This window comes from Zymobacter sp. IVIA_12111.31 C1 (assembly GCF_047495495.1).
In the GTDB taxonomy this organism is placed as follows: Bacteria; Pseudomonadota; Gammaproteobacteria; order Pseudomonadales; family Halomonadaceae; genus Zymobacter.
On sequence record NZ_CP179930.1, the window covers coordinates 435,018 to 461,789 of the forward strand.

The following is a 26,772-nucleotide window of genomic DNA, read 5'->3' on the forward strand; positions in this document are numbered from 1 at the left end:
CGATAATGCCCCGAGGATATGGCACATGACCGAGCCCACGGCCGAGATCATCGAACGCGAGGCGCAGCTGACGCGCGAAGAACATGGCATGCGCATGGATCAGGCGGCAGCAGTGCTGTTCTCCGAGTTCTCGCGTGAGCGCCTCAAACAGTGGATTGGCGAAGGGGCTCTGACCCTAGACGGCAAGACCGTCAAGCCTAAGGTAAAAGTGCTGGTCGGCCAGTGGTTACGCCTGAAGGCGACCCTGCAGGCCGAAGGCGATTGGGTTGCCCAAGATATCCCGTTGGATGTGGTGTACGAAGATGACAGCGTACTGGTCATCAACAAGCCCGCTGGGCTGGTTGTGCATCCGGCTGCTGGCAATCCCGACGGCACGCTGTTGAATGCGCTGCTGCATCACTATCCTGCACAGGAAAACATACCGCGTGCCGGTATCGTCCATCGCCTCGACAAGGATACGACGGGCCTGATGGTGGTGGCGCGTACGCTGGAAGCGCACCACTCGCTAATTAATCAGCTCAAGGATAAAAGCGTCACGCGTGAGTATGACGCTGTCGTAGTCGGGGTCATGACCGCGGGCGGTACTGTCGATGCTCCGCTCGGGCGTCACCCCAAGGATCGCAAGCGGCAGGCGGTGGTGAGCAATGGTAAGCCTGCGGTCACGCACTTCCGCGTGGTCGAGCGCTTCGCCGGGCACACGCATATCCGTTGCCAGCTTGAGACCGGCCGCACGCACCAAATCCGCGTACACATGTCACATGAAGGCTGGCCGCTGGTGGGTGATCCCGTTTATGGCGGGCGCCTGCGCTTTCCGAAAGGCGCATCCGAGACGTTGCGCGATGCGCTGAAAGATTTCAGTCGCCAGGCGCTGCACGCGCGTCGCCTGCGCTTCGAGCACCCGGTAACGGGAGAGGAAGTGATGTGCCACGCGCCGTTGCCTGACGATATGGTGCAGCTGCTGGATTGCCTGCGCGAAGAATGATGCCGTTTTCTCGGGCGTCATCGGCTGATGGCGTCGCGGGAGCGGTGTGATAGGCTGATACCCATTGCATGCCTGCGATACGGGCATGCGACAGAGAGACTGACCGAGGAGTAGGGGTGTAATGTCCGACGACAAGGAACGCAATGAAGGCAGCATCGTCAACACGAAGCTGCTGGAAGCCACACTGGAAGCGCGCAAGATCTTCATCACCGGCGAAATCGAGCACAAGATGGCGCGTGAAGTCGTGCAGCAGCTGCACGTCATGGCGCACCTGAGCGACAAGCCGATCAAGCTGTTCATCAGCTCGCCGGGCGGTCACGTCGAATCCGGTGACATGATCTTTGATGCCATTCGCTTCATCAAACCGCGCGTCATCGTCATCGGTTCGGGCTGGGTGGCCAGTGCCGGGGCGCTGATCTACGCCGCCGCCGAGAAAGAAGACCGCTATTCCCTGCCGAACACGCGTTTCCTGCTGCACCAACCGTCCGGCGGCTTCCGCGGTCAGAGCAGCGATCTGGAAATCTACGCGCGTGAAATTGGCATCATGCGCACGCGTCTGAACCGTATCTTCTCTGATGCGACGGGTCAGCCGATGGAACGCATCGAAAAAGACACCGAGCGTGACTTCTGGCTGAGTGCCGACGAAGCCGTCGAGTACGGTCTGGTACACAAGGTCATTCATAAAGAAGATGAACTGGGCCTCTAAGTCCGGATTACTCATCGTTCATTCGTGAATGTCAGGAAAGGCGGGGCCACCAGCGTGGCTCCGCCTTTTTGCGTTCTAGTTCTATCCGCTTCTCCGCTCGTTTCAGGCTCAAGGGACGATGTGGCAGACGGCATGCCGTGGCGGAGATTCATCATCGGGTATTTCCCTTTCCGAGCGTTTCCCTGTAGAGTGACTTCTATTATGAAAGTTAATGATCTGTCCACAATGCCATGCCCCATCGCACGCGCCCTTGGCTGCGTGGGCGAGTGGTGGAGTCTGCTCATCATCCGGGATGCGATCCAAGGCCTCGCGCGTTTCGATGAGCTTGAAAAAAGTCTCGGGATATCTAGCAGCATGCTGGCGCGGCGGCTCGTTCAGTTGGTTGATCAGGGATTGCTCGAAAAGCATCCTTATCAGCAGCGACCCGTGCGCTATGAGTACCGGCTGACGGAAAAAGGGCGTGCGCTGCACCCTGTCATTCTGATGCTGTTCGACTGGGGCGAGCGTTACGCCTCTCCAGAAGGCTCGCATGAGATTGCCATGGTCAATCGCGCGGACCATCGACCAATTGAGCCAATAGTCGTGGATCGTCGAACTCTGACACCCTTGACGTTCGAGACTACATTCTTAGTGCCGGGACCGGATGCGCAGCCGCCGATGATTTCGCGCATCAAGCGCATCCAGGCCTATTGGCAGGCTTGCTATCCCGTACCTGATGAATCTGTTGAAGAGGAATGAATATGCGTCGCATCGTCGTTACCGGAATGGGAGTGGTATCTCCGTTGGGCTGTAGCACGGCATGTGCCTGGGAGCGTCTGCTGGCGGGACGCTCCGGCGTACGCGCACTGCCGGATGCGATGCGCGCGGATTTACAGGTACACGCAGCCGGACAGGTGCCGAGCATTGAGGACGATGCCGAAGGCGGATTCGATCCTGCACGTGTGGCAGTGCCCAAGGAACTGCGCAAGATGGACATGTTCATCCAGTACGCGCTGATGGCAGCGGATGAAGCGCTGGCGCAGGCCAACTGGGCTCCTCGCACGGATGAAGAGCAGCAGCGCTCGGCGACGATTATTGCCTCGGGCATTGGTGGGTTCCCTTTCATCGTGGACAGTGTGCGCACTGTTGATGAGCGCGGCACCCGCCGTCTGTCGCCGTTCACCGTGCCGGGCTTCCTCGTCAATCTGGCGGCGGGACACGTTTCCATTCGTCACCAGTTTAAGGGGCCGATCGGTGCGCCCGTCACTGCCTGTGCGGCAGGTGTACAGGCTATCGGCGATGCGGCCCGTATGATTCATTGTGGTGAAGCGGACATCGCGGTCTGTGGTGGTGCCGAAGCCTGTATCGACACCGTGAGCCTAGGAGGCTTTGCGGCCGCACGTGCCCTGTCAACGGCCTTCCCTGATGCGCCCGAAAAGGCCTCGCGCCCGTTTGATCGTGATCGCGATGGCTTCGTGATGGGGGAAGGTGCGGGCGTGCTGGTCATCGAAACGCTGGAGCATGCCCTTGAACGCGGTGCGACGCCGCTTGCCGAGTTGGTGGGTTATGGCACCAGTGCTGATGCCTATCACCTGACGGCGGGAGCCCCAGACGGTTCGGGGGCTATCAACGCTATGCAGCGTGCCATTCGTCAGGCAGGCATCCGGCCGGATCAAATTGGTCACCTGAACGCACATGCCACCTCCACTCAGGTGGGGGATGCAGGAGAGTTGGCCGCGATCCATCACGTTTTCGGCGCGGACAGCCATGTGGTCGTCAGCTCGACCAAATCCTCGACGGGGCACTTGCTGGGGGCTGCCGGAGGGCTTGAGGCAGTGTTCACCGTACAGGCACTGCGTCATCAGACTGCCCCGGCCACGCTTAATCTTGAGCATCCCGATGAGCAGGCGGCGGGCATTGACATCGTGTGCGGTGAGCCTCGTGCGCTGGAGTGCGAATACGCTATTTCCAACGGTTTCGGGTTCGGTGGGGTTAATGCGAGCGTCATCTTCAAACGCTGGGATGGGAAGTGATCGCACGGCTCTGAATGCCGCGCCAAAAGGCTCAAAGATGTCTTAGGGCGTAACAGCATCACATACGGATGTCGCGAGCGAGTACCACCCGTGTTGTTAAATGTGAGCCGCCATGTCGAGCCTGAGTGCTGGACATGGCGGCGGCCGCTCAAGATCTCGCTTCGCTTTTTGTGCCACCGAACGGCAAGGGACATGAGATGACGATGAATGAACGTGGCGTACCGGTCGTCATTGTCTGGAATAGCGTTGAGAATGGCGGCAAGGCCATGCTGCCTTGCCGGTGCGACTACTACGTCAATACGGCAGTGATCGCGAGAGGGCACTACCAAGGCTCCTCGTGGAGCCTTGTGCTCTACATTGAAAATAACGCTGGTGAGGGAGACTGTCGCATCGGCCGTGGCTTTGCGCGCTGTCTGGTGAGCGAGGCCCCTCCATTTCTGCTGACATCGGGCCACTTCATGACCATCTATGAGGGTGGGCGCTGCGTAGGAGAGCTGTATGTTCAATAGAGCCCGTTCAATGAGGCAATAAAAAGGCCGCTTGATTCACACCGGATCAAGCGGCCTTTTGTTATTGCTGGGCATCGCCATAACGTGGCTATTCGGTAAGAGTGTCCGCTCGCCGTGGGTAGGCCAGCAGCGCTGATAGCAGCAGTGCACCTATGACGATACAGGTGATGGTGAAGGCTTGCGCCACGCGTGCAGGGCAGAACGCGTGCCCGACAAGGGGAAAAAACAGACCTCCCTCAATGGCCACGAACAGTGCAGAGCTGCATTGCAGTACCGAGTTGACCAGCCCCGCCGCCAGCCCCGCCCAGCGTCGATCGACGCGCTGCACGACATGGCGGACAAGAGGGGGAAGCGCCATGCCTTCTCCTGCGCCGATCAGAAACAGCGTTATAGAAAGCCAGAAGGCATGGTCGCTGGCCGCCACCAGACCTGTGCCCCATACGCCTAGCGCCTCAATCACAATGGCGACCGGGGCGACGTAGCGTTGGTAGGTCGCGCTGATGCACCAACCACTGAACAGCGGGCCGATCAGGAAGCCAACGCCGAGTGGCAGCACGCTTAGCCCCGCCTGCAGGGGCGGTAGCTGAGCATAGGCATGCTGATGAATCGCGAACAGCAGGAAGAACGGCGCGATGGCGTAGAAGAACACCGTTGCCAGCAGGCCTCGGACCATCCCCGGTGCATCAAAGACGGCAGGAATGACCAGCGGATCCCGCCCTTGGGCGAACAGACGGTGTTCGTGATGCCAGAACAGCAGGAACAGGGGCAGAGAGGCCAGTAGCATGACGAGGCTCCACAACGGCCAGTCAAGGTGGCGGCCTTCTACCAGTGGAACGATCAGACAGATCAGCGCCGCCGCCAGCAGCAGAATGCCTATAGGGTCAAGACGCTGCGGGTGTTCGGCGCGGTTTTCCGGCACCAGCATAAGCGCTGCGGGTATGGCCACCAGTAGTACAGGAATATTCACCAGAAACAGATTGCGCCAGCCAAGACCGAACAGATCAATGTCGATCAGCCAGCCTCCCATGACCTGACCCACCACCGCGGCCATTCCAAAGGTTACGCCGTATAGCCCCAGTGCCCGCTGCTTATGGGTATCGGGAAACAGGGCGTGGATGGAGGCCAACGCCTGCGGGGCCATGACGGCAGCGGCGGCTCCCTGCAGGATGCGACCGAATACCAGCATCGCGGCGGAAGACGCCAGCCCACAGATCAGCGATGACAGCGAGAAGCCCGCCATGGCGGCAAGAAAGACACGGCGACGGCCATATAGATCGCCCAGACGCCCACCTGTGATTAAAAAGACGGCATAGGTGGCCGCATAGGCCGATACGACCAGCTGCGTTGCCGTATCACTGGCATGCAGATCCTGTTGGATGAAAGGCAAGGCCGTATTGACGACGAAGAAATCCAAAGGCGGAAGCAGAGTGCCAGCCAACAGCACGACTAAGGCCCACCAAGGGTTGGAGAGGGTGGTGGATGGAGGGGGATGCGACATGTTTTTTCCTCGGAAAAGCGCAACGATGATCATGCTATCACGGCCTATCGAGATATGAGGGACATATAGAATGAATAATAACCAGTATTGTTCAATAGGAGAGTCGAGAATTTGAAATCAATAGGTTAGTAGGTTTTCTTCGTATAATACTTGGAACGGCTCTCTCTTGATAAAGTCGCGCGTGAGCGACGAGGGTTATTATTTCTCTGTTCTTACTGAAAGGTAATAACGATACGATAAAAGCATTATTGATTATGCTGCGGCGAGCACATACCAAAGTGTGTTAGGTAATAACCTTTAAATATAGTCTGATATATGGGCGCGCTGATAGTGCCAGTGTTGTACATGTTCCCATTGGTCGCGACTGTTCCAGATGGCACACAACCTGCTAACGTAGACGTATATCCGCTAACACTCTGCTGGAGATCCGCTATGTCTCAGTCACCGCTGTCCTGCGAGTTCATCACGCCTGACTGGCCTGCGCCGGCCAATGTCCGGGCGCTGGTCACCACGCGTGCCGGGGGGCCGTGCAAGGCGCCTTACGATGCCTTTAACGTGGGAGACTATGTCGGGGACAACTTGGCCGACGTGGCTGAATGTCGTCGTCAGCTGGCCGCGCACGCAGGCGATACGCGTTTTCACTGGTTGGCTCAGGTGCACGGCACGACCGTCGTGGGGCCTGAACTTGATGATGGGGTCGAAGCTGATGCGTCGATCAGCCGTGTGGCGGGCGAAGGGTGCGCTATCATGACGGCCGATTGCTTGCCCGTTGTGCTGTGCGATCGTGACGGCACTTGCATCAGTGCCGTGCATGCTGGCTGGAAAGGGCTGTTGGATGGCGTGATCGAAGCCGCCGTGCGTGAAATGGACTGCGCTCCGGGGGAAGTGATTGCATGGTTCGGGCCCGCGATTGGTCAGTGCTGCTTTGAAGTGGGGGCCGAGGTTCGTGACGCGTTTATGGAAAAACTGCCGCAGGCGGCCAAGGCGTTCATTCCCTCGCCGCACCGTTCTGGCGAACGCTATATGGCCGATATGTACCTGCTGGCGCGCCAGCGGCTCGAAGCCATCGGTGTTGGCGATATCCACGGTGGTGGCGACTGTACCTGCTGCGATGTCGGCCGCTTCTATTCCTATCGCCGTGACGGTGAAAAGACCGGCCGCATGGCAACGGTGATTTGGTTCGATCAAGCCTGATGAAAAACGGCCAGGGTAGATGCGCGTAGCGCGGCCCTGGCCGTAGCAACACACTGAAAAGGCGATATGTTCTTCGGTAACGGGCTTGCGCTCAGCGTGCCCACGGAGTGTCATCATCCTGCATTCCTGCATTCCTGCATTCCTGCATTCGGTACCGCTATCTGTCTACCTTCCGGCGATTTTTTGGATGAACGGCCGCGCTGCCTTGGCGGTATACAGCCTAGCGGCCCGTTCATGCTGGTGGAGGGCGATCACCCTGCGTTGCAGGTGATGAACCGTTCGTCGAGGTAGCACTGGATGGCGCTACTGCCACCTTCGCTGCCATAGCCGGAGTCTTTCAGGCCTCCAAAGGGCTGCTCTGGGTCGGCGAGGTCACAGTGGTTGAGGCTCAGCATGCCGCTTTCGATGCCGGTGGCCAGTCGGTGCAGGGTGCCGATATCGCGTGAGTAGCCGTAGGCGGCGAGTCCGTAGGGGAGGCGGTTGGCTTCGGCAATGGCGTCGTCCAGACAAGTGAACGCATTGATCGGCGTCAGGGGCCCGAATGGCTCTTCGTTCATCACGCGTGCGGTCAGCGGAACGTCCCGCACGATGCTGGGCAGCACGAATTGGCCGTGTTCCTGTTCTGCCGTGGGTAGAAGTACGGCCTTTCCGCCTTGAGCGAGGGCGTCATCACGCAGGGCGCGCAGGTGCGCCGCGCCGCGTGCGGTTGCCATTGGGCCTAGGGTGGTGTCGGGGGCCAGTCCATGGCCTGCCTTCAGCGTGCGCGCGGCCTCGGCGAACTGGTGCGTGAAGGTGTCCACGACATCGGCATGCACGAGTATCCGCGTCGGCGTGATGCAAACCTGCCCGGCATTGTAGAAACGCGCCTGTGCCAGCTGGCGTGCCGCCGTGGCGATATCGGCATCAGCGCACACGATGGCCGGTGCATGTCCGCCCAACTCCATGGTGATGCGTTTCATATGGCGGCCTGCCTGCTGGGCGAGATGCTTGCCGACGGCCGTCGAGCCGGTAAAGGAGATCTTGCGAATACGCGGATCGGTAATCAAGCGCGATGAAATGTGTTCAGGATCACCGTAGAGCAGGTTGATCACCCCGGCAGGAAAGCCCGCATCGTGAAAGCAGCCGAATAGGGCCGCGGGTGAGGCGGGCGTGTCTTCGGCCGCTTTGGCAATCAGCGTACAACCTGCCGCCAGCGCGGCACACAGTTTCCGTACCAGCTGACCGATGGGGAAGTTCCACGGGGTGAAGGCGGCAACAGGGCCCACGGGCGTCTTGAGCGTGTACTGCATTACCTGCGCCTGACGCGCAGGAATGACCTGCCCATAAGCGCGCACCGCTTCTTCCGCAAACCATTCTACGACCTCGCAGGCGGCTGCCAGCTCGTTGCGCGCTTGCTGTAGCGGCTTACCCTGCTCGAGTGTGAGCTGACGGGCGATGGTCTCGCTGCGCTCGGACAGCAGGGCCGCGGCGTTGAGCAGTAAGGCGCGCCGTTCGCGTGCGGAGGTGTGCCGCCATGTGGCAAAGCTTCGGTTGGCGGCGCTGAGCGCGCGTTCGATATCGGTGTCCTCCGCACAGGCCATGCGGCCGATGACGGTCTGGCGGGCGGGGTCTTCGATGGGCTGCCAGCGCTGGGCGCTGCCGGGTTGCCACTGCCCGTCGATCAGCAACAGCACATCGGCGTCGAGCGATGCGTTTACATCGGCAGAAGAGGGCTGGGTCACGGGAAGCTCCTTATGTGGGAGATACGGAATCGTTGTGGGTCGCGGTTAGCGCTCAGCGTTGTAGTCGCAAGCGTGATGCAGGAACGCATCAAACAGCAGGCGCGATGCCGGAATGGCGCGGCTCTGCCATTCGGGATGCCACTGCACTCCCAAAATGAAGCGGTGTCCGGGTACCGAGATCGCTTCCACCAGTCCATCGTCCGCGATGGCTTCCACGGTGACGTCTTCCCCTAGGGTGCGTGCGCCCTGTCCATGCAGGGAGTTGACGTGAATCACTGGCGTGTCCGGCAACAGCTGTGCCAGCAGCCCCTGCGATGTCAGTTCGACGTCGTGAACCGGTGCGTACTGGCCCTCTAGCGGCAAGCGTTCATCCTCGCGGTGGTCGTGAAAAGCGTCGAGTTCGTGCACGTGGCGGTAAAGGCTGCCGCCGGTGCGCACCACCAGTTCCTGAAAGCCACGGCAGATGCCCAGTAGCGGCATGTCAGTGCGCAGCGCATGGTCGATCAGCTGGAAGGCCAGCGCGTCGCGGCCCTGATCGAGGCATGTTTCAGGGCGCTGGTCGTCGGTGGGGTAGTGAACGGGTTCGACGTTGCTGTGACTGCCGGTCAGAAACAGTCCGTCCAGCGTGCGCATTGCGGCTGCAAACAGCGTGGAGTGATTGGCCAAGGCGTGAGGCAGGATGAAGGGAATACCCCCCGCCAGTACGATGGCATCAAGGTATTTCTGCATCACAGCCTGAGCGGCCACGCCGCTGTGTTCACCCTGATCGGCGATTACGCCAATGCGGGGAACGCACCGAAGCGCATCGTGAGACGGGACGGCAGGAGAAGACGAAATCGACATGCCTGAATCCTCTATGGGCGTGGGGTGACCACGCACGAATGGGCCGAAGGAACGACGTTCTGTGAGCCGCTACGCGTGCCGATCGAGTGTGGGGCGGTATCGCAGGCGGTTCTATGAAGACGGTGTCTTGATATTAGGCACTCGCTGGATGAAGGGATGCAGAATGCATGCCTACTGTGATCACACCTGTCATTAACGTGTGACCTGCATCGTCAGCAGCCCCATACCCTGTTCAATGTCGGCGGCGATGGCCGCGCAGAAACGCTCACTGTCGCGCTGGCGGAGGGCATCAATGATCTGCACGTGAAAGTCGTCGGCCAGCGTGCTGTTTTTCCACAGTGACGCGATATAACGCATGCTGGGGCCGTACTGCATCCACAGTACCTTCACGAGCGGCAGCAATACGCGTGATCCACTGCGCTCGTAGATATGGAAGTGAAAGGCATGGTTACCGCGCATGTAACCGGTCATGTCGCCGTCGGCAATGGCGGTGCCGATGGCATCGTCGATGCGGTTCAGCGCCTCTATATCGTCGTCACCGAGATGCGGGAAGGCCTGACGGCTCAGCTCCGTTTCCAGCTGGCGACGAGCGAACAGCAGCTCTTCAAAGCGCTGGCGGCTGACGTTGGGCACGATGATGCGCCGACTGTCGATGAACTCCAGCGCGCCTTCGGCCACCAGCCAGCGCAGCGCTTCACGGGCGGGCATGGCGCTGCAGCCGTGCTGCTGAGCGATGCCTCGGATCGAGATCGTTTCTCCCGGCGCAAGCTCGCCCGCGCACAGCTGGGCACACAGCCGATCGTGCACTGTCGCAGAGCGCGTCTTCGGCGCAAATGCGTCATCAGGGGTATCACGGTTCTGGTGCGTATTGTTCATGTTCGTCTCTTTATCCTGTCTCGCCGCTTTCCGGCGCCTACCTTTATCGTTATTGAAAACGCCTTTTTACACAGGGGGCACTTTTCGCCACCGACCCAGAGCGCAACAGGCCTGCTGGCGTTTAGCGCGGCTTGTCCGTAGAGGTCTTTCATAAAGCGATCGTGTGCCTGTCGCCAAAGTTGGCGCACGAGTTGCAATGCATCCACAGGGCATTGAATGTCATCTCATGTGTGATCACACAATGAATCGTGACGAATCACAAGCACAGCCGACCTAAGTATCAGAATGGCAGGTCGGTATCAGAAGAAATCAGTGCTGCCCCCTTTCACTATCGTTGATGCTCGAACACGGCTTCGGGCGGGAGATAACCGCAATGAGAACGATGCGCCCGGCAGAACGTTCACTTTCCACCCAGCAGCCTTCTCGCGGAGCCGAAAAGGCCGTGCCGCTGCGTGCCGACACGGGGCGGCAGATCGCCCATGAAAGCTATTACGAAGCGACCAGTCAGTCGAGCTTGGCTCCGACCTTTGCCTTGCAGGGTGATACGCATGCCGATGTCTGCATCATCGGTGGCGGACTGACCGGTTGCTCGACGGCCCTGCACCTGGCCCAACGTGGCTACGATGTGGCCGTGCTTGAAGCCGAAACGTTCGGGCATGGTGCCTCTGGTCGCAGTGGGGGGCAGGTCATTACCGGGCTGAGTGCGGGGATCGAGCACATTGAAAAGGTGCTGGGGCGCGAAGATGCCGCACACGTGTGGGAGATGACCTGCGAAGCCGTGGCACTGACGGAGCAGCTGATCGAGCAACACGGCATTGATTGCGATTTCCGCAAGGGATATCTGCATGCGGCGAACAAACCTCGCCACAAGAAAGAGCAGCTAGCGCTGATCGAGCATATGGCTACGCGCTATGACTACCACGGTCTGCGTTGGATGGAGGCCGACGAAATGCATCGGCAGGTCGTGACCCAACGCTATATCGGCGGCACTTGGGATGCCGATTCTGGTCATCTTCATCCGCTCAACTACACGCTTGGCATTGCCGCTGCCGCTCAGCACGCCGGGGCACGTCTCTACAGCGACAGTCGAGTGCTTCAGCTGGACGAATCGACAGCGGGTGAAACAGTGGCTGCCTGCACGGCGAACGGTCGGGTGACGGCCGACTTCTTTGTCTATGCGGTAGATGCCTACTCGACCGATCTGTTGCCCGAGCTGGCCTCGCGCATGGTGAGAGTCCCCAGTCATATCGTGGCTACCGCACCACTGACCGAGGAACAGCTGGCGGGGTCGCTGCCGACGCGTATCGCAGTCTGCGATGCGATGTACATGCTCGACTATTACCGCATTTCTCACGACAACCGGCTGCTGCTAGGGGGGCGGCAGAGCGTGGCTGAAGCACAGCGTCGTATCGGTTGGCTGTTTCCGACGCTGGCCGAGGTGCCGCTCGATTACTACTGGAACGGGCTTGTCGGCGTAACGGCCGATCAGACCCCGCATTTTGGGCTGCACGGTAAGAACATGCTGTTCGCGCAGGGTTATTCGGGGCATGGAATGGCGCTGGCCGGGCTGGCGGGTCAGCTGCTGGCCGAGACGATTGGGGGACAGGCCGAGCGCTTCGATCTGTTCTCCCAGTTCGCACCACGGCGTATTCCCATGGCGCGTCAGTTCAACGATCCGATGGTGGCGATGGCCTCGCTGTTCTATCGCCTGAAAGACAAGCTGTGACGTCAATTTCTCTGTTGGCGTCTATCAGTAGACGCCCGTCTTTTTCATAGGAGTGGTCGCATGACAACGACAGCATCTCCCTCTGTGTCTTCGGTGAGCGGTGAGAAGACCAGCGCCAAAGCGGTTCGCGAGGCATCATCGATTTCACTGCGTGGTTTGTCGCGCTATTTCAATGCGGATGCCATCGCACTGGACGGCGTTGATCTGGATATCCATGCCGGTGAGTTCTTTACCCTGCTGGGCCCTTCGGGGTGCGGGAAGACCACCCTGCTGCGAATTCTGGCCGGACTGGAAGAGGCCGATCAGGGCGTTGTGGTGATCGGTGGTCGCGATGTGACCCAGACACCACCGCACAAGCGCAGCGTTAACACCGTGTTCCAGTCGTATGCGCTGTTCCCGCACTTGACTGTGCGCGACAACATCGCCTTCGGGCTACGCGTACGCGGGGTCGGCAAGGCCGAGCAGAAACGCCGCGTGGAAGATATCGCACATCGGATGCAGCTTGATGCCTTGCTGGAACGCCGCATTCATCAGCTGTCCGGCGGCCAACGTCAGCGCATTGCGTTGGCACGGGCCTTGATCAACGAGCCGGACGTGCTGCTGCTGGACGAACCACTTTCGGCGTTGGATGCGGGGCTGCGTACCGATCTTCAGGTTGAACTGAAGCGGTTGCAGCAGACGCTAGGCATGACGTTCGTATTTGTGACCCACGATCAGGCCGAAGCGATGGTGATGTCCGACCGTATCGCGCTGCTCAACGGTGGCAAGATCCAGCAGGTTGGTACGCCTGCGGAAATCTACGAGTATCCGGTGAACCGCTTCGTGGCGCGCTTCATCGGGCACGACAATCTGTTTCCCGTCGAACGGTGTGATGGCAGCACGCTGCAGACCGCGCTGGGAACGCTGCAGTTCAACGCGTCATCGGCTGGCGACGCTCGGCAGGCCTTTGCGCTTATCCGGCCGGAGGTCATCGCGCTGAGCGCTCCCGATAGCCCTGGCATTGACCCATCGCTGGCGCTGAATCGTCTTGAGGGGAGCGTCGAAGAGCGCTTCTATCGCGGCGCTTCGGTGGAATACCGCGTGCGCTGCCAGCAGTGCGATTTGGTCGTCGACAGTGCCAACTGCGGCGAGCGGCTTTTCAAGGTGGGGGATCGTGTTCAGGTCGAGATATACCCCGAAGACATCGTGATGATCGGCGACTAAGGAGGCGGCCATGGCTCAGACACTTCCCAAACCCTACAAAGGCCCCGCTCCGGGCACGACGAGCGATGTAGGCCACCTGTTGTGGACTACGCTGCCGTCGGCACTGTGGATCGGCGTATTTCTGGTGCTGCCCAGCCTCTATCTGGTCGGCATGGCGTTCATGACTAACGATTCATACGGTCAGCCCAGCCTGCCGCTCTCGACGCATGCCTTCGGTCAGCTTTCCGGTTACGGCTACCTTGGTTGGAGTCCTGGCAACCTGCAAACACTGTGGTGTTCGGTCTGGTACACGCTGCTGTCCAGCGGCATCACCGCGCTGGTGGCCTATCCGATCGCGGCCTATATCGCGGTCTGTCGCCCGTCGGTGCGTGCGCTGATGATTCTCGCGGTCGTGATGCCTTCGTGGATCAATCAGGTCGTGCGTGCATTCGGGTGGATGAACCTACTGGCACCAGGGACGCCACTGGCAAACGTTGCCAGTGCGCTGGGATTCACGACGCCCGAGCTGGGCCTCTATCCCTCATCGTTCGCGGTGATGCTGGGACTGGTCTACAACTTTCTGCCCTTCATGGTGCTGCCGCTCTACAACGCGTTCGAAAAGATGGATTACGGGCTGGTCGAGGCGGCGCGCGATCTGTATGCCACGCCACTCACGGCATTTCGAACGGCCATCTTCCCACAGACGCTGCCCGGGCTAATGGCAGGGCTGGTGCTGGTGATGATCCCTGCCTTTGGCATGTACGTTGTGCCAGAACTGCTGGGTGGCGGCCGCGCGATGATGATCGGCAACTTGGTCGCCACGCAGTTCGCAGAAGGGGCCAACTGGCCGCTGGGTGCCGCGGGTGCCTTGCTGATGCTGCTGGCCACGCTGCTGGGCATTATCTTCCTGCGCCGTCTGGGGCGTCGGTTCGGTGGCGGTGAGGAGGTGGTGATATGAAACGCAGGTCATTTCATCCCTGGCTGGCCTCGTGCTGGTGGGCCGCCATGGTGTTTTTCTATCTGCCGCTGATCATCGTGGTGATCTTTTCCTTCAACAGTATCAACAGTGCCACGCACTTTGCCGGTTTCTCGCTGCGCTGGTATCGGCAGCTGTTGGGTAACGAGCAGATCATCACGGCGCTGCGTAACTCAATGGTGCTTGCGGTGGGGTCGTCCTGTCTGGCCCTCGTGCTGGGCACGCTGCTGGGCTATGGGCTTTATCGCCACCGGGGCAAACGGGTGGGCTGGCTGATTGCACTGATCTACCTGCCCATCGTAATGCCCGACGTGGTGTTCGGGATCGCTGACATGTCGTTCTTCGTTCGTCTGAACAGCTGGACGGGTCTGCTTGCCCCGGGGCTGACAACGATGCTGCTGGCGCACGTCACCTTTCAGATTCCGTTCGTAGCGTTACTGATCTATTCGCGCTTCGTGGGGCTAGACCCGACGCTGTTCGATGCCGCCAAGGACCTGTACGCCAGTCCGTGGAAGCGCATGCAGCTGTTCATCTTACCGTCACTGAAACCGTCGCTGGTGACCGGGTTCTTCCTTGCTTTCACGCTGTCCTTTGATGATTTCGTCATCAGCTTCTTCACTTCTGGCCCCGAAAGCGTGACGTTGCCGATCTATATCTGGGGCGCCATACGGCGTGGGGTATCGCCCGAAATTAATGCGATTGGGGCGCTGATGATCGGCGGGGGGCTGCTGGCGGCGCTGGGCAGCATGGTCGTCACTCTTCGAGTGCAGCGTCGGCAGGCCGAGCGCCCGCTGGTCAAGGCCACCCCATAAGCGTGTTCTGTCGAATATCGAAGGTGCATTTCTAGTCAAAGAGCGGAGAATCACCATGAAGCTTAACCGTATGGCCCGAGGCGTGATCGCCACCGCGGTACTGTGTTCGACCGCGATGCTGGCGCAGGCACGTGAAACGCTTTATCTCTTCAACTGGACCGAGTACATGGATCCGGCGCTCATCACGGCGTTTGAGCAGCGCTACGATGTCGATGTGGTGCAGTCGTACTACGGCAGCTTGGGCGAGCTATATGCGCGCCTACAGTCGGGTGGCGACAGCCAGTTCGACCTTGTCGTACCGTCCAATTACTACATTCCGCGTCTGATCAGCGGTGGGCTAGTTCAGCCTATCGACAGGACAAAGCTGCCCCATCTGAACAACCTCAACCCATCGTTCACTCATCCCGCCTACGACCCTGAACTGCGCTATAGCGTGCCGTACCTGTGGGGCACGACGGGGTTGGTGTACGACATCCGCGATTTCCCGCAGGCCCCCGACAGTTGGTCGCTGCTGTTCGATCCTCAGCAGAACCCGCGCCAGCCGTTTGCGCTGCAGAACGATGGCAGTGTCATGATCGCTGCGGCGTGTGCCTGGCAGCACCACGGCAGCGGTTGCAACACGCCCGAGGCTTGGGCCGAAGCGGGCAAGCTGCTGCTACAGACCAAGAAGCGCGCCAATTTTACCGGCTTCGTCGATGGCACGTCGGTATTGCCTATGCTGGCAAGAGGGGTGGATAAAGTCGCTATCAGCTACAACGGCGATTTCCTCAATGCCAAGCAGTCCGATCCGGAGAGCTTCAAGTATCTGCGCTATGTCATTCCCAAAGAGGGCAGCGAAATGTGGGTCGACAGCATGATGATTCCCGCTCACGCCCCGCATCCCGCACTGGCCCACAAATTCATCGACTTCATGCTGGAGGCCGAGAACGGTGCTCGTCTGGCCAACTGGACGTGGTATTCCTCACCGAACCAGGCGGCTATGCCGCTGCTCGACCCCGCACTGCGTGAATCGCCTTCACTGCCTACCGACGATGAGATGAAGCGTCTGGAACTGCTGCCCGTGCAGCAGGGCGAGCAGCTGACGGTGTTTCAGGAGATATGGAATGAAGTGCGCTCGCGCTGAGCGACGGGCCAGCGTGGGGCTGGCCCTGAAAGGACGGTCTTTCATCGACCTGAGGTCTTGGCGGTCGACAATGGTATGTGCACCGCGGATGGCAAAGACGCTGTCCGGTGGCACGCTGATAACGAGTGAACGGGGGTTCACATGACAGTCACGAATACCGCTCCCATTGATAATTCTCGCAACGAGGAGCTGGATGCCTGGATACGCGAGCACGGCATTACAGAAGTGGAATGCTTGGTGAGCGACATCACCGGTGTACTGAAGGGCAAGATTATGCCCGCTGACAAATACCTGCGCGGAGGGCGGCCGCGTCTGCCCGACTCGGTGTTTATCCAGACCGTTACCGGTGACTACCCCGAAGACGAGCATCTGGGCTTCTGGAACTTCTCCGAGCTGGACATGCAGCTGGTGGCTGATCCTCATGCGGCCTACTTGGTACCGTGGGCTGAGGAGCCGACCGCACAGGTCATTCATGACTGCTGCTACATGAACGGCAAGGCGGTGGAACTATCGCCGCGACACGTGCTCAAGCGGGTACTGGCGCTGTATGAAGAACGCGGCTGGAAGCCGGTGGTCGCGCCGGAAATCGAATTCTATCTGGTCAAGACCAACACCGATGCTGACTACCCGCTGGAACCTCCGGTCGGGCGCTCCGGGCGGCAAGAAACAGGGCGCCAGTCCTACAGCATCGACGCGGTCAACGAGTTCGACCCACTGTTCGAAGAGATGTACGACTTCTGCGAGCAGCAGGGGCTGGGCATCGACACGCTGATCCATGAGGAAGGCGCGGGTCAGATGGAAATCAATTTCCAGCACGGCGACCCACTCTTCCTCGCCGATCAGGTGGTGATCTTCAAGCGCACTATGCGTGAAACGGCGCTGCGCCACGGTATGTACGCCACCTTCATGGCTAAGCCGATGGCCGACGAACCGGGCAGCGCCATGCATATCCACCAGAGTCTGATCAGCGCTGAAACGGGCGAGAACCTGTTCGCCAGTTTGCCCAGTGAACCCAACAACCTGTTCACCCATTATATCGGTGGTCTACAGCACTATATGGCCGCGGCCATGCCGTTCTTTGCGCCCAACGTCAACTCGTGGCGACGCCTGATGCCCAGCGCCAGCGCGGGCAGTGCGCCCACCAACGCCGAATGGGGGTATGACAACCGGACGGTGGGGCTGCGCGTTCCCATTGATGTGCCCGCAGCAACGCGCGTCGAGAACCGCCTGCCGGGCGTGGATGCCAACCCCTATCTGGCGATGGCGGCCACGCTGGCCTGCGGCTATCTCGGCATACTGCATCAGCTTGAACCGCGGCCGCCGCTGGTACATTCCTCACCGCACGGAGCCTATAGCCTGCCGACCAATGTCTTGAATGCGCTGGATCTGCTACGGGAATGCCAGCCGCTCATCGACATCCTCGGCGAGCGCTTCGTGCACAGCTATATCGCCGTTAAGCACGCCGAATACGACGCTTACTTCCATGTCATCAGCTCGTGGGAACGTGAGCACCTGCTGTTGAGGATGTAGGCCGCCGAGAAGCCGTTTCCTGATGATGCGATTAGGTCTGGTGAAACGTGAAGGACGGATGACGTGCGGGCGCTGACGGGTAGGCCGTGCGATGGGCATTTCGTGTACCGCGCGCTGATAGCGTCAGTAGCCCCATCGTGGCAACGAGGAGGGGATGAACATCCATCATCCTCGGATGTTGAGTAGCGCGGCTGTTTTCTGAAGTGCTTTGGTGATCGGTAGCCAAAGCATCGGGAGACTGCCGCGCTTCTTTTATGAATGAAGAAGAACAGATCTGCGGCAAACGACATTGGCCCGATCCCATCGCATTTAGCCGCTAGGGCTACAGGCAGCGTGACTGCCATACGGCATGCTAAAGGCTCACTCAACAAGGAGTCGCTTATGCAGATCACACAGGTACGCAATGCCACCCAGCTCATTCACTATGCGGACAAACGTTTTCTTGTCGATCCCATGCTGGCCGATAAAGGCACTTATCCGGGATTTGCGGGCTCACCCCGTTCGCAGCTTTATAACCCGCTAGTCGAGTTGCCCTGCGATATCGAACGTTTGCTGGAGGTCGACGCCGTCATCCTGACCCACACGCACCTTGACCACTGGGACAGCACGGCCATCGACCGGATCCCCAACGCGATGCCTATCTTCGTCCAGAACGAACATGATCGTGCGCTGCTCTGTCAGCAGGGATTCACGCAGCTGACCGTGATGGGGGCCGCAACGCGCTTCGGTGATGTCACACTAACGCGCACCCTTGGACAGCACGGGTCTGATGAAGCCTATGCCGATCCCGCAACGGCCGAACGCATGGGGGATGCCTGCGGCGTCATTTTCCGTCACGCTGAGGAAGGAACCCTCTATCTGATAGGGGATAGTGTCTGGACGCCTGTCGTCGAGCATACGCTCAAGGCTGTACAGCCCGATGTGGTAATCGCCAATATGGGCTGGGCGCACATTATGGCGTTTGGGGCGATCATCATGGGCGCGGAAGACGCTGTGCGCATTCATCATGCCGCTCCCCATGCACAGATCGTGGCCACGCATATGGAGGCCATCAATCACTGCCTGCTAACACGTGCCGCACTACGCGAATTTGCTTGTGACAACGGTGTGGCAGAGCACGTCCACATTCCTGCCGATGGCGAGTCGGTGATCTTCTGACCGTCATTTACTGAGCCGAGGAGGTCTCATGGCGCCGTTGAACGTTGCACTGCTGGTCACGCCTGATTTCAGTGCGTTTCATTTGTCCGTTCCCAGTATTCTGTTCAGCCAGAGGGCATCGGGGGAAGCGCTCTTTTCGGTGAATCTGTGCGCAGAGGTGCCGGGCATTCAGCATTCCTCCGAAGGGTTCATGATGGATGCCGCTCAGGGGCTTGATGCTCTGACCACCGCAGACATCGTTGTGCTGCCGTTCTGGCCAGATCCCCATCAGCGCCCCAGTGCTGCGCTGATCGAAGCGTTACAGGCAGCGCATGCCCGTGGCGCATGGATTGCAGGGCTGTGTCTGGGGGCGTTCGTGCTGGGGTATGCCGGTCTGCTGGATGGGCGCAAGGCGTCGACGCATTGGGAATATGAAGCCGCGTTTCAGGCCTGCTTTCCTGAGGCTCGGCTCGATATTAATGCGCTGTACACACAGGATGACGGCATTATCACCTCAGCGGGCACGGCCGCGGCCATCGACTGCTGCCTGTGCATCGTCAGAGAGCGCTATGGCAGCGCGGTCGCCAACCGCATTGCCCGGCGCATGGTGGTGCCTCCCTACCGTGAAGGTGGCCAATCGCAGTTCATTGAGTACCCCGTGCCGCAGAGCACGGCAGATGCCCGCATCAACGGGTTAATGGAGTATCTGCGCCAGAATATCGCTGCCCCACATGATCTGGATGCACTGGCCGCACGTATTGCGATGAGCCGCCGCACTCTGACCCGCCATTTTATGAAAGCCACGGGCCAGAGCGTGACCCAGTGGTGGGTACAGGAGCGGCTGCGTCTGGCCCAGAATGCATTGGAAACCACCCGCTCGACAGTGGAGCAGATTGCCGCTGCCGTTGGCTTCAACTCGCCGATTACCTTCCGCCAGCACTTCAAGGCGCGCTTTGGAGTCTCGCCGCAGGAGTGGCGCCGACACTTTCAGGCGCAAGCGGCCAGAGCGCCCACGGCTGTGCCCTGATCTATCTACCGCACGGTGGACATGTCCGGTGCGGTCGACCTGATCCTGCTATGTCGCCAAGGTGTAGTCTGAATGACGTGCTTTTGTGCGATGGGGGATGGGGACATGTGAGGTGCCGTTCTCGAGCTGTCAGTGAGCGAACCGACGTGGCGACACGGCGAACAGCTGTCTGAACGCGTGGATATATGCCGATGGCGTAGCGTATCCGACGGCGAGCGCGGTCTCCGTCACGTTTTTGCCTTCTCTTAGTAGCGCCAGCGAGCACAGCAGCCGCATGCGTTGACGCCATTGCTGGTAGGGCAGGCCCGTCGCGCGCAGAAAGCGGCGGGAGAACGTCTGCGGCGAAAGGTGCGTACGCCTCGCGGCGTCTTCTCGATGATGGGGAAGATGGGGGGCGTGCTGTATCGCCATGCAGACCGCGTTCAGTCGCGGATCGGTCGGAAACGGCAGCATGAAATCGGCACGGGGCAGCGCCTGCAGTACCTCTAGCAGCACCGCCACCTTGCGCCCCGCTGCACCCTCTTCGTCATAGCCTTCCTCAACATGCGTACAGGCATGATGAATGAAGGCGCGCGCAAACTCGTCCACGGCCACGACCTGCAGGGCAGGCGGTGTTCCGCCCAGTGCGGCTTCCTCGATATACAGACTTTCCAACATCACCTCTTCCGCGGCCCACAGCGTATGAGCGCAGTGCGCTGGTATCCACATGCCGTATGCCGGTGGTAGCACTAGCGCGGTATCCGCAGCCTGCACCTGCATCAACCCTTCCCGCGCGAACATGAACTGCCACCAGTCGTGGCGGTGTTCCTCAACGCGCGTGCGTGCCGCGATCGGATAGGCACGAAAGAATACCGGGCGGGGAAGCACCGTCAGTGAACTGGTCGTTGCGCTGTGCTAGTCGTTGGGGTGTCGTCGGGTCATGGCGGAATGCCCTCAGTATTTGATACTTACTCGACATAATGGCAGATCCTGTCGAAAGAAGTCAGCGCTCTGCGTCATTACCCTAGTGGTGTGCTGAATAGGCAACCGCAAGGAGAGTGCGATGAAGATGAACACTGTATGGCCGTGGCTGATGGTGGTCAGTGCTGGTATCGGGCTGCGGGTGGGCATCGCGTCTGTTTCACCACTGTTGGATCGCATCCAGACCGAGCTGGGGACTGGCACGGCGGCGCTCGGGTTGTTGACCGCCATTCCCGTGATCTGCATGGGCGGGCTGTCATTTATGGGCAGTGCCGTCGAACGGCGATGGGGCCTGATGCGAAGCATGCGGATAGCGCTAGGCGTGCTGGGCATCGGATTGCTGTGGCGTGGTTGGGCACACGGCTTTGCAGTGTTGGCGATGACCGCAGTGCTAGTCGGTGTCGGCGATGCGCTGATTCGGCCGCTGCTGTCTGGGTTCATCAAGCAGACCTTTGGAAACGGATCGCATGCGGTCATGGGGGTGTATGCGGCCAGCATGGGCATCGGAGCTGCGCTGTCGGCCTATGCGACCCCGCATCTGGCCGCAGCGTTGGGTTCATGGCAGTGGGGACTGGGCTGTTGGGCCGTGCCCGTACTGCTGGCGTTGCTGATCTGGACACGGCGGTCTGTTCCTACCAACTCCCCGCCGCCACGAACGACCGCAGCACCGCGGTTGGCCGCTATGGGGGTGGTGTGGCTGACGTTGTTCTTCGGTCTTCAAGCGGGGGTGAACTACACCGTCGTCGCATGGTTGCCCAGTGTCTGTCTGGCGCAGGGCACAACGGCATCCACCGCGGCCTATCTGATGGCTCTGTTTCTATGCGTGCAGACGCTGAGCAGCCTACTGTTTCCCATTGTGCTGGGCCGCACGGGCCAGCGCCTGATGCTACTTAGCCTCGGTTTTGCAGGAGTGACCGCCTTAGGTATTCTGCTGATGCCCGCAGGGGGATGGAGTGCCGCCGTGCTGTTGGGAATTGGCACCGGCGGTCTGTTTCCGATCGCACTGTCACTGCCGCTGATCTTCTCAGAATCCAGCTATGAAGCCACTCGGCTTAGCAGCCTGTCGCAGTCGGGTGGCTATGCACTGGGCGGGTTGCTGCCGTGGCTGACCGGTGTTGCCGTACCGGTGCTGGGCGCGACGGTTGCTGTTGTGGCCCTGTGTTTGGCGATGCTGATCGTGCTGATGATCGTCATGGGGAAAGTGGCTTTTCATCAACGCTCTCTGCGTAGGTTGTGACGTTGGGCCTATTGCATCACCAATCCGCCATCGGCAGCGTATTGGCTGCCGGTGACAAAGCGAGACTCATCCGATAGCAGAAACAGCGCGACGGCGGCAGCTTCTTCCGCACTGCCCATACGCTTCAACGCTGTACGTGATGTGACGTCAGCTTCGAACGCCCGTCGCGCCTCTGCGGCCATAAAATGACGAAAGTCGGTATCAATAGGGCCAGCTTGCAGCATATTGACCCGAATGCCGCGTTCTCCCAGCGCGCTGGCCCAGCAGCGCGACAGTGACAGCAAGGCACCTTTGGTGGCGGCGTAGACGCTCGCCATTGCGCCACCTTCATAAGCGGATGTCGAGCCGGTGAGCACGACGGAGGCACCATCATTTAGCAGCGGTGCCAGCTGCGCCATCAGAAGTACCGGGCCGCGTACATTGGCCGCCATCATGGCATCGAAATGATCGGCATCGACCTCATCGACGGCCTTGATTGCGGCATACCCCGCATTTAGCCACAGGCCATCAAGTCGACCCACCGCTTTCACCCGCTTAACCAGCGCGGTGATCTGTGCGGAACAGCCTGCATCGTGAGCCATGATCGTCGCGCTGTCGGGCAGCTTCCGGCGCAGGGCTTTTAGGCGTTCTTCATTGCGGCCGGTGCCGATAATCTGTCCGCCTTCTTCGGCAATGCGCACCGCACCGGCTAGGCCGATACCGCTGGTTGCGCCAGTGACCAGTAGTCGTTTTCCTTCAAAGCGTGCCATGTCCGTTCTCCTGTTGTGACGGGGATACGGTTCAACCTATCAGCAGAAACGGCGTAGGATAATGCGATGAATCCACATGATACTGTTGGGTGAAAATGAATAATGCGCTTACCGGACGCGACTTCGCTGAGCTGAAGGCGTTTATGATGACTGTGACGCACGGCTCGTTCACGCGGGCCGCGGCTTATCTCGGCATCACCCCCTCTACGCTGAGCACGTCCATTCGCCAGCTCGAAACGCGTTTGCAGGTGCGCTTGCTGAACCGCACGACGCGCAGCGTCTCGCCGACCGCTGCCGGAGAGCGGCTATTCCAGCGTCTACGCCCCGTGTTTAACCGTATGGAAGACGCGATCGACGAGTTGCGCGACACCGACACGCGCCTTGCCGGTACGCTACGCCTGAACGTCTCAAGGGTCGCTGCCGTTCACTATCTGGCACCGCTGCTGGGTGAGTTTATCGAGGCCTATCCCGAGATCATGCTGGATGTGGTAGTGGACGATCGTCTGGTGGATATCGTCGCCGAGCGCTTCGACGCGGGCATCCGGCTGGGCGAGAAACTGCACAACGATATGATTGCGCGACGCCTGAGCGGGGATCTGCTGATGAAGGTTGTCGCTGCGCCTGCCTACCTTGAGCGTCATGGCCGCCCTGAGCATCCACGTGAGCTGGTGCACCACCGTTGTCTGACCTATCGCAACCCGAGTGATGGCAGCGTCTATCGCTGGGAATTCGAGCGCGGCGGAGAACGGCTTGAGGTGGCCGTCAGCGGCCCGATTATCGTCGATGAACCGGCCATGCTCAGTACCCTTGCCTGTCAGGGAAATGGTATTGGCTACCAGTTCGCGCATCAGGTCGACGAGATGCTGGCCGATGGGCGCCTTGTACAGCTGCTTGATGAGTGGACGCCTGCGTTTCCGGGGTTCTATCTGTACTACCCCGCGCGGCAAGTAGCGGCACCACTGCGTGCACTGATCGATTTCATCGCCGAGCGGGCAGGGGCGTAAGCGTTTACGGTGTTACGCGTGAATAATCATTGAGTAAGCGCGCCTTGCCTTTTTCTTTCGGATCTGATCTTGATCCTTCCCTGCGGCATCCCCATCTACTGATTCAAAGCACAGGTCATCTGCTCAGTGCAGCCGCTACGCCCACTTTCGTCGTATCGGACTACGCTAGATATCAAGGCAGGTGTCTTCTGTCGACATGCGCCACATGGCGCGGAATCTTGCTGCTGTGACAGGCTGCCTATGCCTCCACAGCGCTCAGGAGGGTGCGTATGAATCTCGATCGTCTTACCAGTAAGCTACAGAATGCATTGTCCGAAGCGCAGTCGATTGCCGTCGGCCGCGGCAACAATCAGCTCCAAGCCGTTCACGTACTGCTGGCGCTGCTGAACGAGCGCGACAGCGGTATCCGTTCGCTGGTGCAGCGTGTAGGTGCCGATCCGGCAGCGGTAGAGCGAGTGCTGAATGCCGAGCTGGACAAGGAACCGACCGTTGGGCAGTTCGATGGCAACGTCACGATGGGCGCGTCGCTGGGGCGCTTGCTCAATCTGGCCGATCGTGAAGCGCAGCAGCGCGGCGACCGCTATGTTGCGACCGAACTGGTCCTGTTGGCGGCGTTGCAGATGAACGATGGTCTTAGCAAAGCGCTGAAAGGTGCTGGGCTGAGCGAACAGGGGCTGCGTCAGGCCATTGATGCCGTCCGCGGAGGAGATACAGTGAACGATGCGGCTGCGGAAGAATCCCGCGAAGCGCTGGACAAATACACGACCGATCTGACCAAACGGGCGGCCGAAGGCAAGCTGGACCCGGTGATCGGGCGTGATGACGAAATTCGCCGCACCATCCAGGTACTGCAGCGTCGTACCAAAAACAACCCGGTACTGATCGGCGAACCGGGGGTGGGTAAAACAGCGATCGTTGAGGGTCTGGCCAGTCGTATCATCAATGGTGAAGTGCCGGAAAGCCTCAAGAACCGACGCGTGCTGTCGCTTGATCTTGGGTCGCTGCTGGCCGGGGCCAAATTCCGCGGTGACTTTGAAGAGCGTCTGAAAGCGGTGCTCAACGAGCTGGCGAAGGAAGAAGGCCGTGTCATCCTGTTCATCGATGAGCTGCACACGCTGGTAGGTGCAGGTAAGGCCGATGGTGCAATGGACGCGGGCAACATGTTGAAACCAGCGCTGGCGCGTGGCGAACTGCACTGCGTTGGGGCCACCACGCTCGATGAATATCGCCAGTACATTGAGAAGGATGCCGCACTGGAACGTCGCTTCCAGAAAGTGATCGTCGACGAGCCGTCCGAAGAGGACACTATCGCGATTCTGCGCGGGCTGAAGCAGCGCTATGAAGTGCACCACGGGGTCGAAATCACCGACGGTGCGATCATCGCGGCGGCCAAACTGTCTACGCGCTATATCACGGATCGTCAGCTGCCTGACAAGGCGATCGACCTGATCGACGAAGCGGCATCGCGCATCCGCATGGAAATGGACTCCAAACCGGAATCCATGGACCGTCTGGAACGCCGCCTGATCCAGCTCAAGATCGAACGCGAAGCGATCAAGAACGAAACCGACGAGGCCACCAAGAAACGCCTTGAGGTGCTGGAACAGCAGATCGACGATCTGGAACGTGAGTATGCGGACCTTGAACAGGTCTGGACGTCCGAAAAAGCCAGCCTGCAAGGCGCGGCTGAGTTCAAGTCCAAGCTGGAACAGGCCCATATCGACCTAGAAGCGGCGCGCCGTCAGGGCGACCTGACCAAGATGTCTGAAATCCAGTACGGCGTGATTCCGAAACTGGAAGCTCAGATCGCCGAAGCGAGCGAAGCGGAAGGTCGTAAGTTGGAACTGCTGCGCTCCAACGTGACGGAAGAAGAAATTGCCGAAGTGGTCTCACGCTGGACGGGCATTCCGGTCGCGAAGATGCTTGAAGGCGAGCGCGATAAGCTGCTGCGCATGGAAGAAGCGCTGCATCAGCGCGTTATCGGTCAGGACGAAGCGGTCGAAGCGGTATCCAATGCCGTGCGCCGTTCCCGTGCCGGTATCGGTGACCCGAATCGTCCGAACGGCTCGTTCCTGTTCCTCGGCCCGACCGGGGTCGGTAAAACCGAGCTGTGCAAAGCGTTGGCGGGCTTCCTGTTCGACACCGAAGAAGCCATGGTGCGCATCGATATGTCCGAGTTCATGGAGAAACACTCCATTGCTCGCCTGATCGGGGCACCTCCGGGCTACGTCGGCTATGAAGAAGGCGGCTACCTGACCGAAGCCGTGCGACGCAAACCGTACTCCGTGCTGTTGCTGGACGAAGTGGAAAAAGCACACCCGGATGTGTTCAACATCCTGCTGCAGGTGCTGGAAGATGGTCGCCTAACCGATGGACAAGGGCGTACCGTCGATTTCCGCAACACCGTGATCGTCATGACCTCTAACTTGGGTTCTGACATCATCCAGCAGTATGCCGGCAAGGACGAAAGCTACAGTGAAATGAAGGCGGCCGTGATGGGCGTCGTGGGCACGCACTTCCGCCCCGAGCTGATCAACCGTATCGACGAAGTGGTGGTGTTCCACCCGCTGGAAAAAGACCAGATCGAACGGATCGCCTCCATCCAGTTGGATCGCCTGCGCCGCCGTCTGGCGGAACGCGATCTGGCGCTGGAGCTGACCCCTGATGCGCTGCATCTGCTAGGCGACGCTGGTTTCGACCCCGTCTACGGTGCGCGTCCGCTGAAACGCGCTATCCAGACGCGGCTTGAAAACCCGCTGGCGCAGGCTCTGTTGAGCGGCAAGTACGCCCCGGGTGCGACCGTCAAGGTCGATGTGCGCGATGGTGAGCTGGTACTGAACAGCTAAGCCTTGCCACTGAGCTTGGCCGATCGAAAGCCCCTGTTCCTTGCGGAGCAGGGGCTTTCTTATTTTGCCCTTATGGCGCAGAGGTGCTCCCAAGCATGCCATCCGCTTCTGATCTTGAGCGA

Annotated in this window: 23 protein-coding genes; 17 read left to right on the top strand and 6 right to left on the bottom strand. The window is 59.9% G+C overall.

The window, feature by feature from the left end:
• Window positions 1-25 precede the first annotated feature (25 nt).
• The 5 genes from rluD (at window position 26) to ACMHYW_RS02000 (ending at window position 4,209) form a co-directional block, all read left to right on the top strand.
• Window positions 26-982 (top strand): 23S rRNA pseudouridine(1911/1915/1917) synthase RluD, encoded by a 957-nt coding sequence (rluD, locus tag ACMHYW_RS01980; protein ID WP_414500662.1) that lies wholly within the window; start codon window positions 26-28, stop codon window positions 980-982.
• Window positions 983-1,103: 121 nt separating this feature from the next.
• On the top strand, window positions 1,104-1,688 hold the full coding sequence (locus ACMHYW_RS01985) for an ATP-dependent Clp protease proteolytic subunit (protein WP_414500663.1): 585 nt from the start codon (window positions 1,104-1,106) through the stop codon (window positions 1,686-1,688).
• A gap of 225 nt (window positions 1,689-1,913) precedes the next feature.
• The gene (locus ACMHYW_RS01990) at window positions 1,914-2,426 is read left to right on the top strand and encodes a winged helix-turn-helix transcriptional regulator (RefSeq protein WP_414500664.1); all 513 of its coding nucleotides are present in this window, start codon (window positions 1,914-1,916) and stop codon (window positions 2,424-2,426) included.
• Window positions 2,423-3,700, top strand: coding sequence for a beta-ketoacyl-ACP synthase II (gene fabF, locus ACMHYW_RS01995; protein ID WP_414500665.1), 1,278 nt, complete (start codon window positions 2,423-2,425; stop codon window positions 3,698-3,700). Before ACMHYW_RS01990 ends, fabF begins: the two co-directional genes overlap by 4 nt.
• A 197-nt stretch (window positions 3,701-3,897) precedes the next feature.
• Window positions 3,898-4,209, top strand: a complete 312-nt coding sequence (locus ACMHYW_RS02000; protein WP_414500666.1) for a hypothetical protein — start codon at window positions 3,898-3,900, stop codon at window positions 4,207-4,209.
• A gap of 88 nt (window positions 4,210-4,297) precedes the next feature.
• On the opposite strand, the gene ACMHYW_RS02005 is transcribed toward ACMHYW_RS02000, so the two are convergent.
• The gene (locus ACMHYW_RS02005; protein WP_414500667.1) at window positions 4,298-5,707 is read right to left on the bottom strand and encodes an MFS transporter; all 1,410 of its coding nucleotides are present in this window, start codon (window positions 5,705-5,707) and stop codon (window positions 4,298-4,300) included.
• A gap of 432 nt (window positions 5,708-6,139) precedes the next feature.
• Here ACMHYW_RS02005 and pgeF point away from each other — a divergent pair, with 432 nt between their 5' ends.
• A complete protein-coding gene (pgeF, locus tag ACMHYW_RS02010) occupies window positions 6,140-6,901 on the top strand; it encodes a peptidoglycan editing factor PgeF (RefSeq protein ID WP_414500668.1) in 762 nt (253 codons plus the stop codon).
• A 251-nt stretch (window positions 6,902-7,152) separates the two neighbouring features.
• Here the strand turns inward: pgeF and ACMHYW_RS02015 are convergent, their stop codons facing one another.
• From ACMHYW_RS02015 to ACMHYW_RS02025, 3 genes are all read right to left on the bottom strand, one after another.
• The gene (locus ACMHYW_RS02015; protein WP_414500669.1) at window positions 7,153-8,622 is read right to left on the bottom strand and encodes an NAD-dependent succinate-semialdehyde dehydrogenase; all 1,470 of its coding nucleotides are present in this window, start codon (window positions 8,620-8,622) and stop codon (window positions 7,153-7,155) included.
• A 45-nt stretch (window positions 8,623-8,667) separates the two neighbouring features.
• Window positions 8,668-9,465: a gamma-glutamyl-gamma-aminobutyrate hydrolase family protein gene (locus ACMHYW_RS02020; protein WP_414500670.1), complete on the bottom strand. Its 798-nt coding sequence runs from the start codon at window positions 9,463-9,465 to the stop codon at window positions 8,668-8,670.
• Between the two features lie 192 nt (window positions 9,466-9,657).
• On the bottom strand, window positions 9,658-10,341 hold the full coding sequence (locus ACMHYW_RS02025) for a GntR family transcriptional regulator (RefSeq protein ID WP_414500671.1): 684 nt from the start codon (window positions 10,339-10,341) through the stop codon (window positions 9,658-9,660).
• Between the two features lie 373 nt (window positions 10,342-10,714).
• Between ACMHYW_RS02025 and ACMHYW_RS02030 the strand changes: the two genes are divergently transcribed.
• From ACMHYW_RS02030 to ACMHYW_RS02065, 8 genes are all read left to right on the top strand, one after another.
• Window positions 10,715-12,067 (top strand): FAD-binding oxidoreductase, encoded by a 1,353-nt coding sequence (locus ACMHYW_RS02030; RefSeq protein ID WP_414500672.1) that lies wholly within the window; start codon window positions 10,715-10,717, stop codon window positions 12,065-12,067.
• 60 nt (window positions 12,068-12,127) lie between these two features.
• Window positions 12,128-13,270, top strand: coding sequence for an ABC transporter ATP-binding protein (locus ACMHYW_RS02035; protein WP_414500673.1), 1,143 nt, complete (start codon window positions 12,128-12,130; stop codon window positions 13,268-13,270).
• 10 nt (window positions 13,271-13,280) lie between these two features.
• Complete coding sequence (locus tag ACMHYW_RS02040; protein ID WP_414500674.1) at window positions 13,281-14,207, top strand: ABC transporter permease; 927 nt, start codon at window positions 13,281-13,283, stop codon at window positions 14,205-14,207.
• A complete protein-coding gene (locus ACMHYW_RS02045; protein WP_414500675.1) occupies window positions 14,204-15,037 on the top strand; it encodes an ABC transporter permease in 834 nt (277 codons plus the stop codon). Before ACMHYW_RS02040 ends, ACMHYW_RS02045 begins: the two co-directional genes overlap by 4 nt.
• Window positions 15,038-15,092: 55 nt before the next feature.
• Complete coding sequence (locus ACMHYW_RS02050) at window positions 15,093-16,160, top strand: ABC transporter substrate-binding protein (protein ID WP_414500676.1); 1,068 nt, start codon at window positions 15,093-15,095, stop codon at window positions 16,158-16,160.
• A 141-nt stretch (window positions 16,161-16,301) separates the two neighbouring features.
• On the top strand, window positions 16,302-17,690 hold the full coding sequence (locus tag ACMHYW_RS02055; protein WP_414500677.1) for a glutamine synthetase family protein: 1,389 nt from the start codon (window positions 16,302-16,304) through the stop codon (window positions 17,688-17,690).
• 381 nt (window positions 17,691-18,071) lie between these two features.
• Window positions 18,072-18,848, top strand: a complete 777-nt coding sequence (locus tag ACMHYW_RS02060) for an MBL fold metallo-hydrolase (protein ID WP_414500678.1) — start codon at window positions 18,072-18,074, stop codon at window positions 18,846-18,848.
• A 28-nt stretch (window positions 18,849-18,876) separates the two neighbouring features.
• Window positions 18,877-19,854: a GlxA family transcriptional regulator gene (locus ACMHYW_RS02065; protein WP_414500679.1), complete on the top strand. Its 978-nt coding sequence runs from the start codon at window positions 18,877-18,879 to the stop codon at window positions 19,852-19,854.
• 129 nt (window positions 19,855-19,983) lie between these two features.
• Here ACMHYW_RS02065 and ACMHYW_RS02070 read toward each other — a convergent pair whose 3' ends face one another.
• Window positions 19,984-20,721, bottom strand: a complete 738-nt coding sequence (locus tag ACMHYW_RS02070; RefSeq protein ID WP_414500680.1) for an AraC family transcriptional regulator — start codon at window positions 20,719-20,721, stop codon at window positions 19,984-19,986.
• Window positions 20,722-20,896: 175 nt separating this feature from the next.
• On the opposite strand from ACMHYW_RS02070, the gene ACMHYW_RS02075 reads away from it, so the two are divergent.
• Window positions 20,897-22,051: a CynX/NimT family MFS transporter gene (locus tag ACMHYW_RS02075; protein WP_414500681.1), complete on the top strand. Its 1,155-nt coding sequence runs from the start codon at window positions 20,897-20,899 to the stop codon at window positions 22,049-22,051.
• Between the two features lie 8 nt (window positions 22,052-22,059).
• Here the strand turns inward: ACMHYW_RS02075 and ACMHYW_RS02080 are convergent, their stop codons facing one another.
• A complete protein-coding gene (locus tag ACMHYW_RS02080; protein WP_414500682.1) occupies window positions 22,060-22,800 on the bottom strand; it encodes an SDR family oxidoreductase in 741 nt (246 codons plus the stop codon).
• A 95-nt stretch (window positions 22,801-22,895) separates the two neighbouring features.
• Here ACMHYW_RS02080 and ACMHYW_RS02085 point away from each other — a divergent pair, with 95 nt between their 5' ends.
• Window positions 22,896-23,804, top strand: a complete 909-nt coding sequence (locus ACMHYW_RS02085) for a LysR family transcriptional regulator (RefSeq protein WP_414500683.1) — start codon at window positions 22,896-22,898, stop codon at window positions 23,802-23,804.
• 269 nt (window positions 23,805-24,073) lie between these two features.
• Window positions 24,074-26,650, top strand: a complete 2,577-nt coding sequence (clpB, locus tag ACMHYW_RS02090) for an ATP-dependent chaperone ClpB (RefSeq protein WP_414500684.1) — start codon at window positions 24,074-24,076, stop codon at window positions 26,648-26,650.
• Window positions 26,651-26,772: the final 122 nt, after the last annotated feature.

Bases quoted from the DNA above. Each gene is read 5' to 3' on its own strand.
- rluD (WP_414500662.1), top strand. From the start codon at position 26: ATGACCGAGCCCACGGCCGAGATCATCGAACGCGAGGCGCAGCTGACG.
- ACMHYW_RS01985 (WP_414500663.1), top strand. From the start codon at position 1,104: ATGTCCGACGACAAGGAACGCAATGAAGGCAGCATCGTCAACACGAAG.
- ACMHYW_RS01990 (WP_414500664.1), top strand. From the start codon at position 1,914: ATGCCATGCCCCATCGCACGCGCCCTTGGCTGCGTGGGCGAGTGGTGG.
- fabF (WP_414500665.1), top strand. From the start codon at position 2,423: ATGAATATGCGTCGCATCGTCGTTACCGGAATGGGAGTGGTATCTCCG.
- ACMHYW_RS02000 (WP_414500666.1), top strand. From the start codon at position 3,898: ATGACGATGAATGAACGTGGCGTACCGGTCGTCATTGTCTGGAATAGC.
- ACMHYW_RS02005 (WP_414500667.1), bottom strand. From the start codon at position 5,707: ATGTCGCATCCCCCTCCATCCACCACCCTCTCCAACCCTTGGTGGGCC.
- pgeF (WP_414500668.1), top strand. From the start codon at position 6,140: ATGTCTCAGTCACCGCTGTCCTGCGAGTTCATCACGCCTGACTGGCCT.
- ACMHYW_RS02020 (WP_414500670.1), bottom strand. From the start codon at position 9,465: ATGTCGATTTCGTCTTCTCCTGCCGTCCCGTCTCACGATGCGCTTCGG.
- ACMHYW_RS02025 (WP_414500671.1), bottom strand. From the start codon at position 10,341: ATGAACAATACGCACCAGAACCGTGATACCCCTGATGACGCATTTGCG.
- ACMHYW_RS02030 (WP_414500672.1), top strand. From the start codon at position 10,715: ATGAGAACGATGCGCCCGGCAGAACGTTCACTTTCCACCCAGCAGCCT.
- ACMHYW_RS02035 (WP_414500673.1), top strand. From the start codon at position 12,128: ATGACAACGACAGCATCTCCCTCTGTGTCTTCGGTGAGCGGTGAGAAG.
- ACMHYW_RS02040 (WP_414500674.1), top strand. From the start codon at position 13,281: ATGGCTCAGACACTTCCCAAACCCTACAAAGGCCCCGCTCCGGGCACG.
- ACMHYW_RS02045 (WP_414500675.1), top strand. From the start codon at position 14,204: ATGAAACGCAGGTCATTTCATCCCTGGCTGGCCTCGTGCTGGTGGGCC.
- ACMHYW_RS02050 (WP_414500676.1), top strand. From the start codon at position 15,093: ATGAAGCTTAACCGTATGGCCCGAGGCGTGATCGCCACCGCGGTACTG.
- ACMHYW_RS02055 (WP_414500677.1), top strand. From the start codon at position 16,302: ATGACAGTCACGAATACCGCTCCCATTGATAATTCTCGCAACGAGGAG.
- ACMHYW_RS02060 (WP_414500678.1), top strand. From the start codon at position 18,072: ATGCAGATCACACAGGTACGCAATGCCACCCAGCTCATTCACTATGCG.
- ACMHYW_RS02065 (WP_414500679.1), top strand. From the start codon at position 18,877: ATGGCGCCGTTGAACGTTGCACTGCTGGTCACGCCTGATTTCAGTGCG.
- ACMHYW_RS02075 (WP_414500681.1), top strand. From the start codon at position 20,897: ATGAAGATGAACACTGTATGGCCGTGGCTGATGGTGGTCAGTGCTGGT.
- ACMHYW_RS02080 (WP_414500682.1), bottom strand. From the start codon at position 22,800: ATGGCACGCTTTGAAGGAAAACGACTACTGGTCACTGGCGCAACCAGC.
- ACMHYW_RS02085 (WP_414500683.1), top strand. From the start codon at position 22,896: ATGAATAATGCGCTTACCGGACGCGACTTCGCTGAGCTGAAGGCGTTT.
- clpB (WP_414500684.1), top strand. From the start codon at position 24,074: ATGAATCTCGATCGTCTTACCAGTAAGCTACAGAATGCATTGTCCGAA.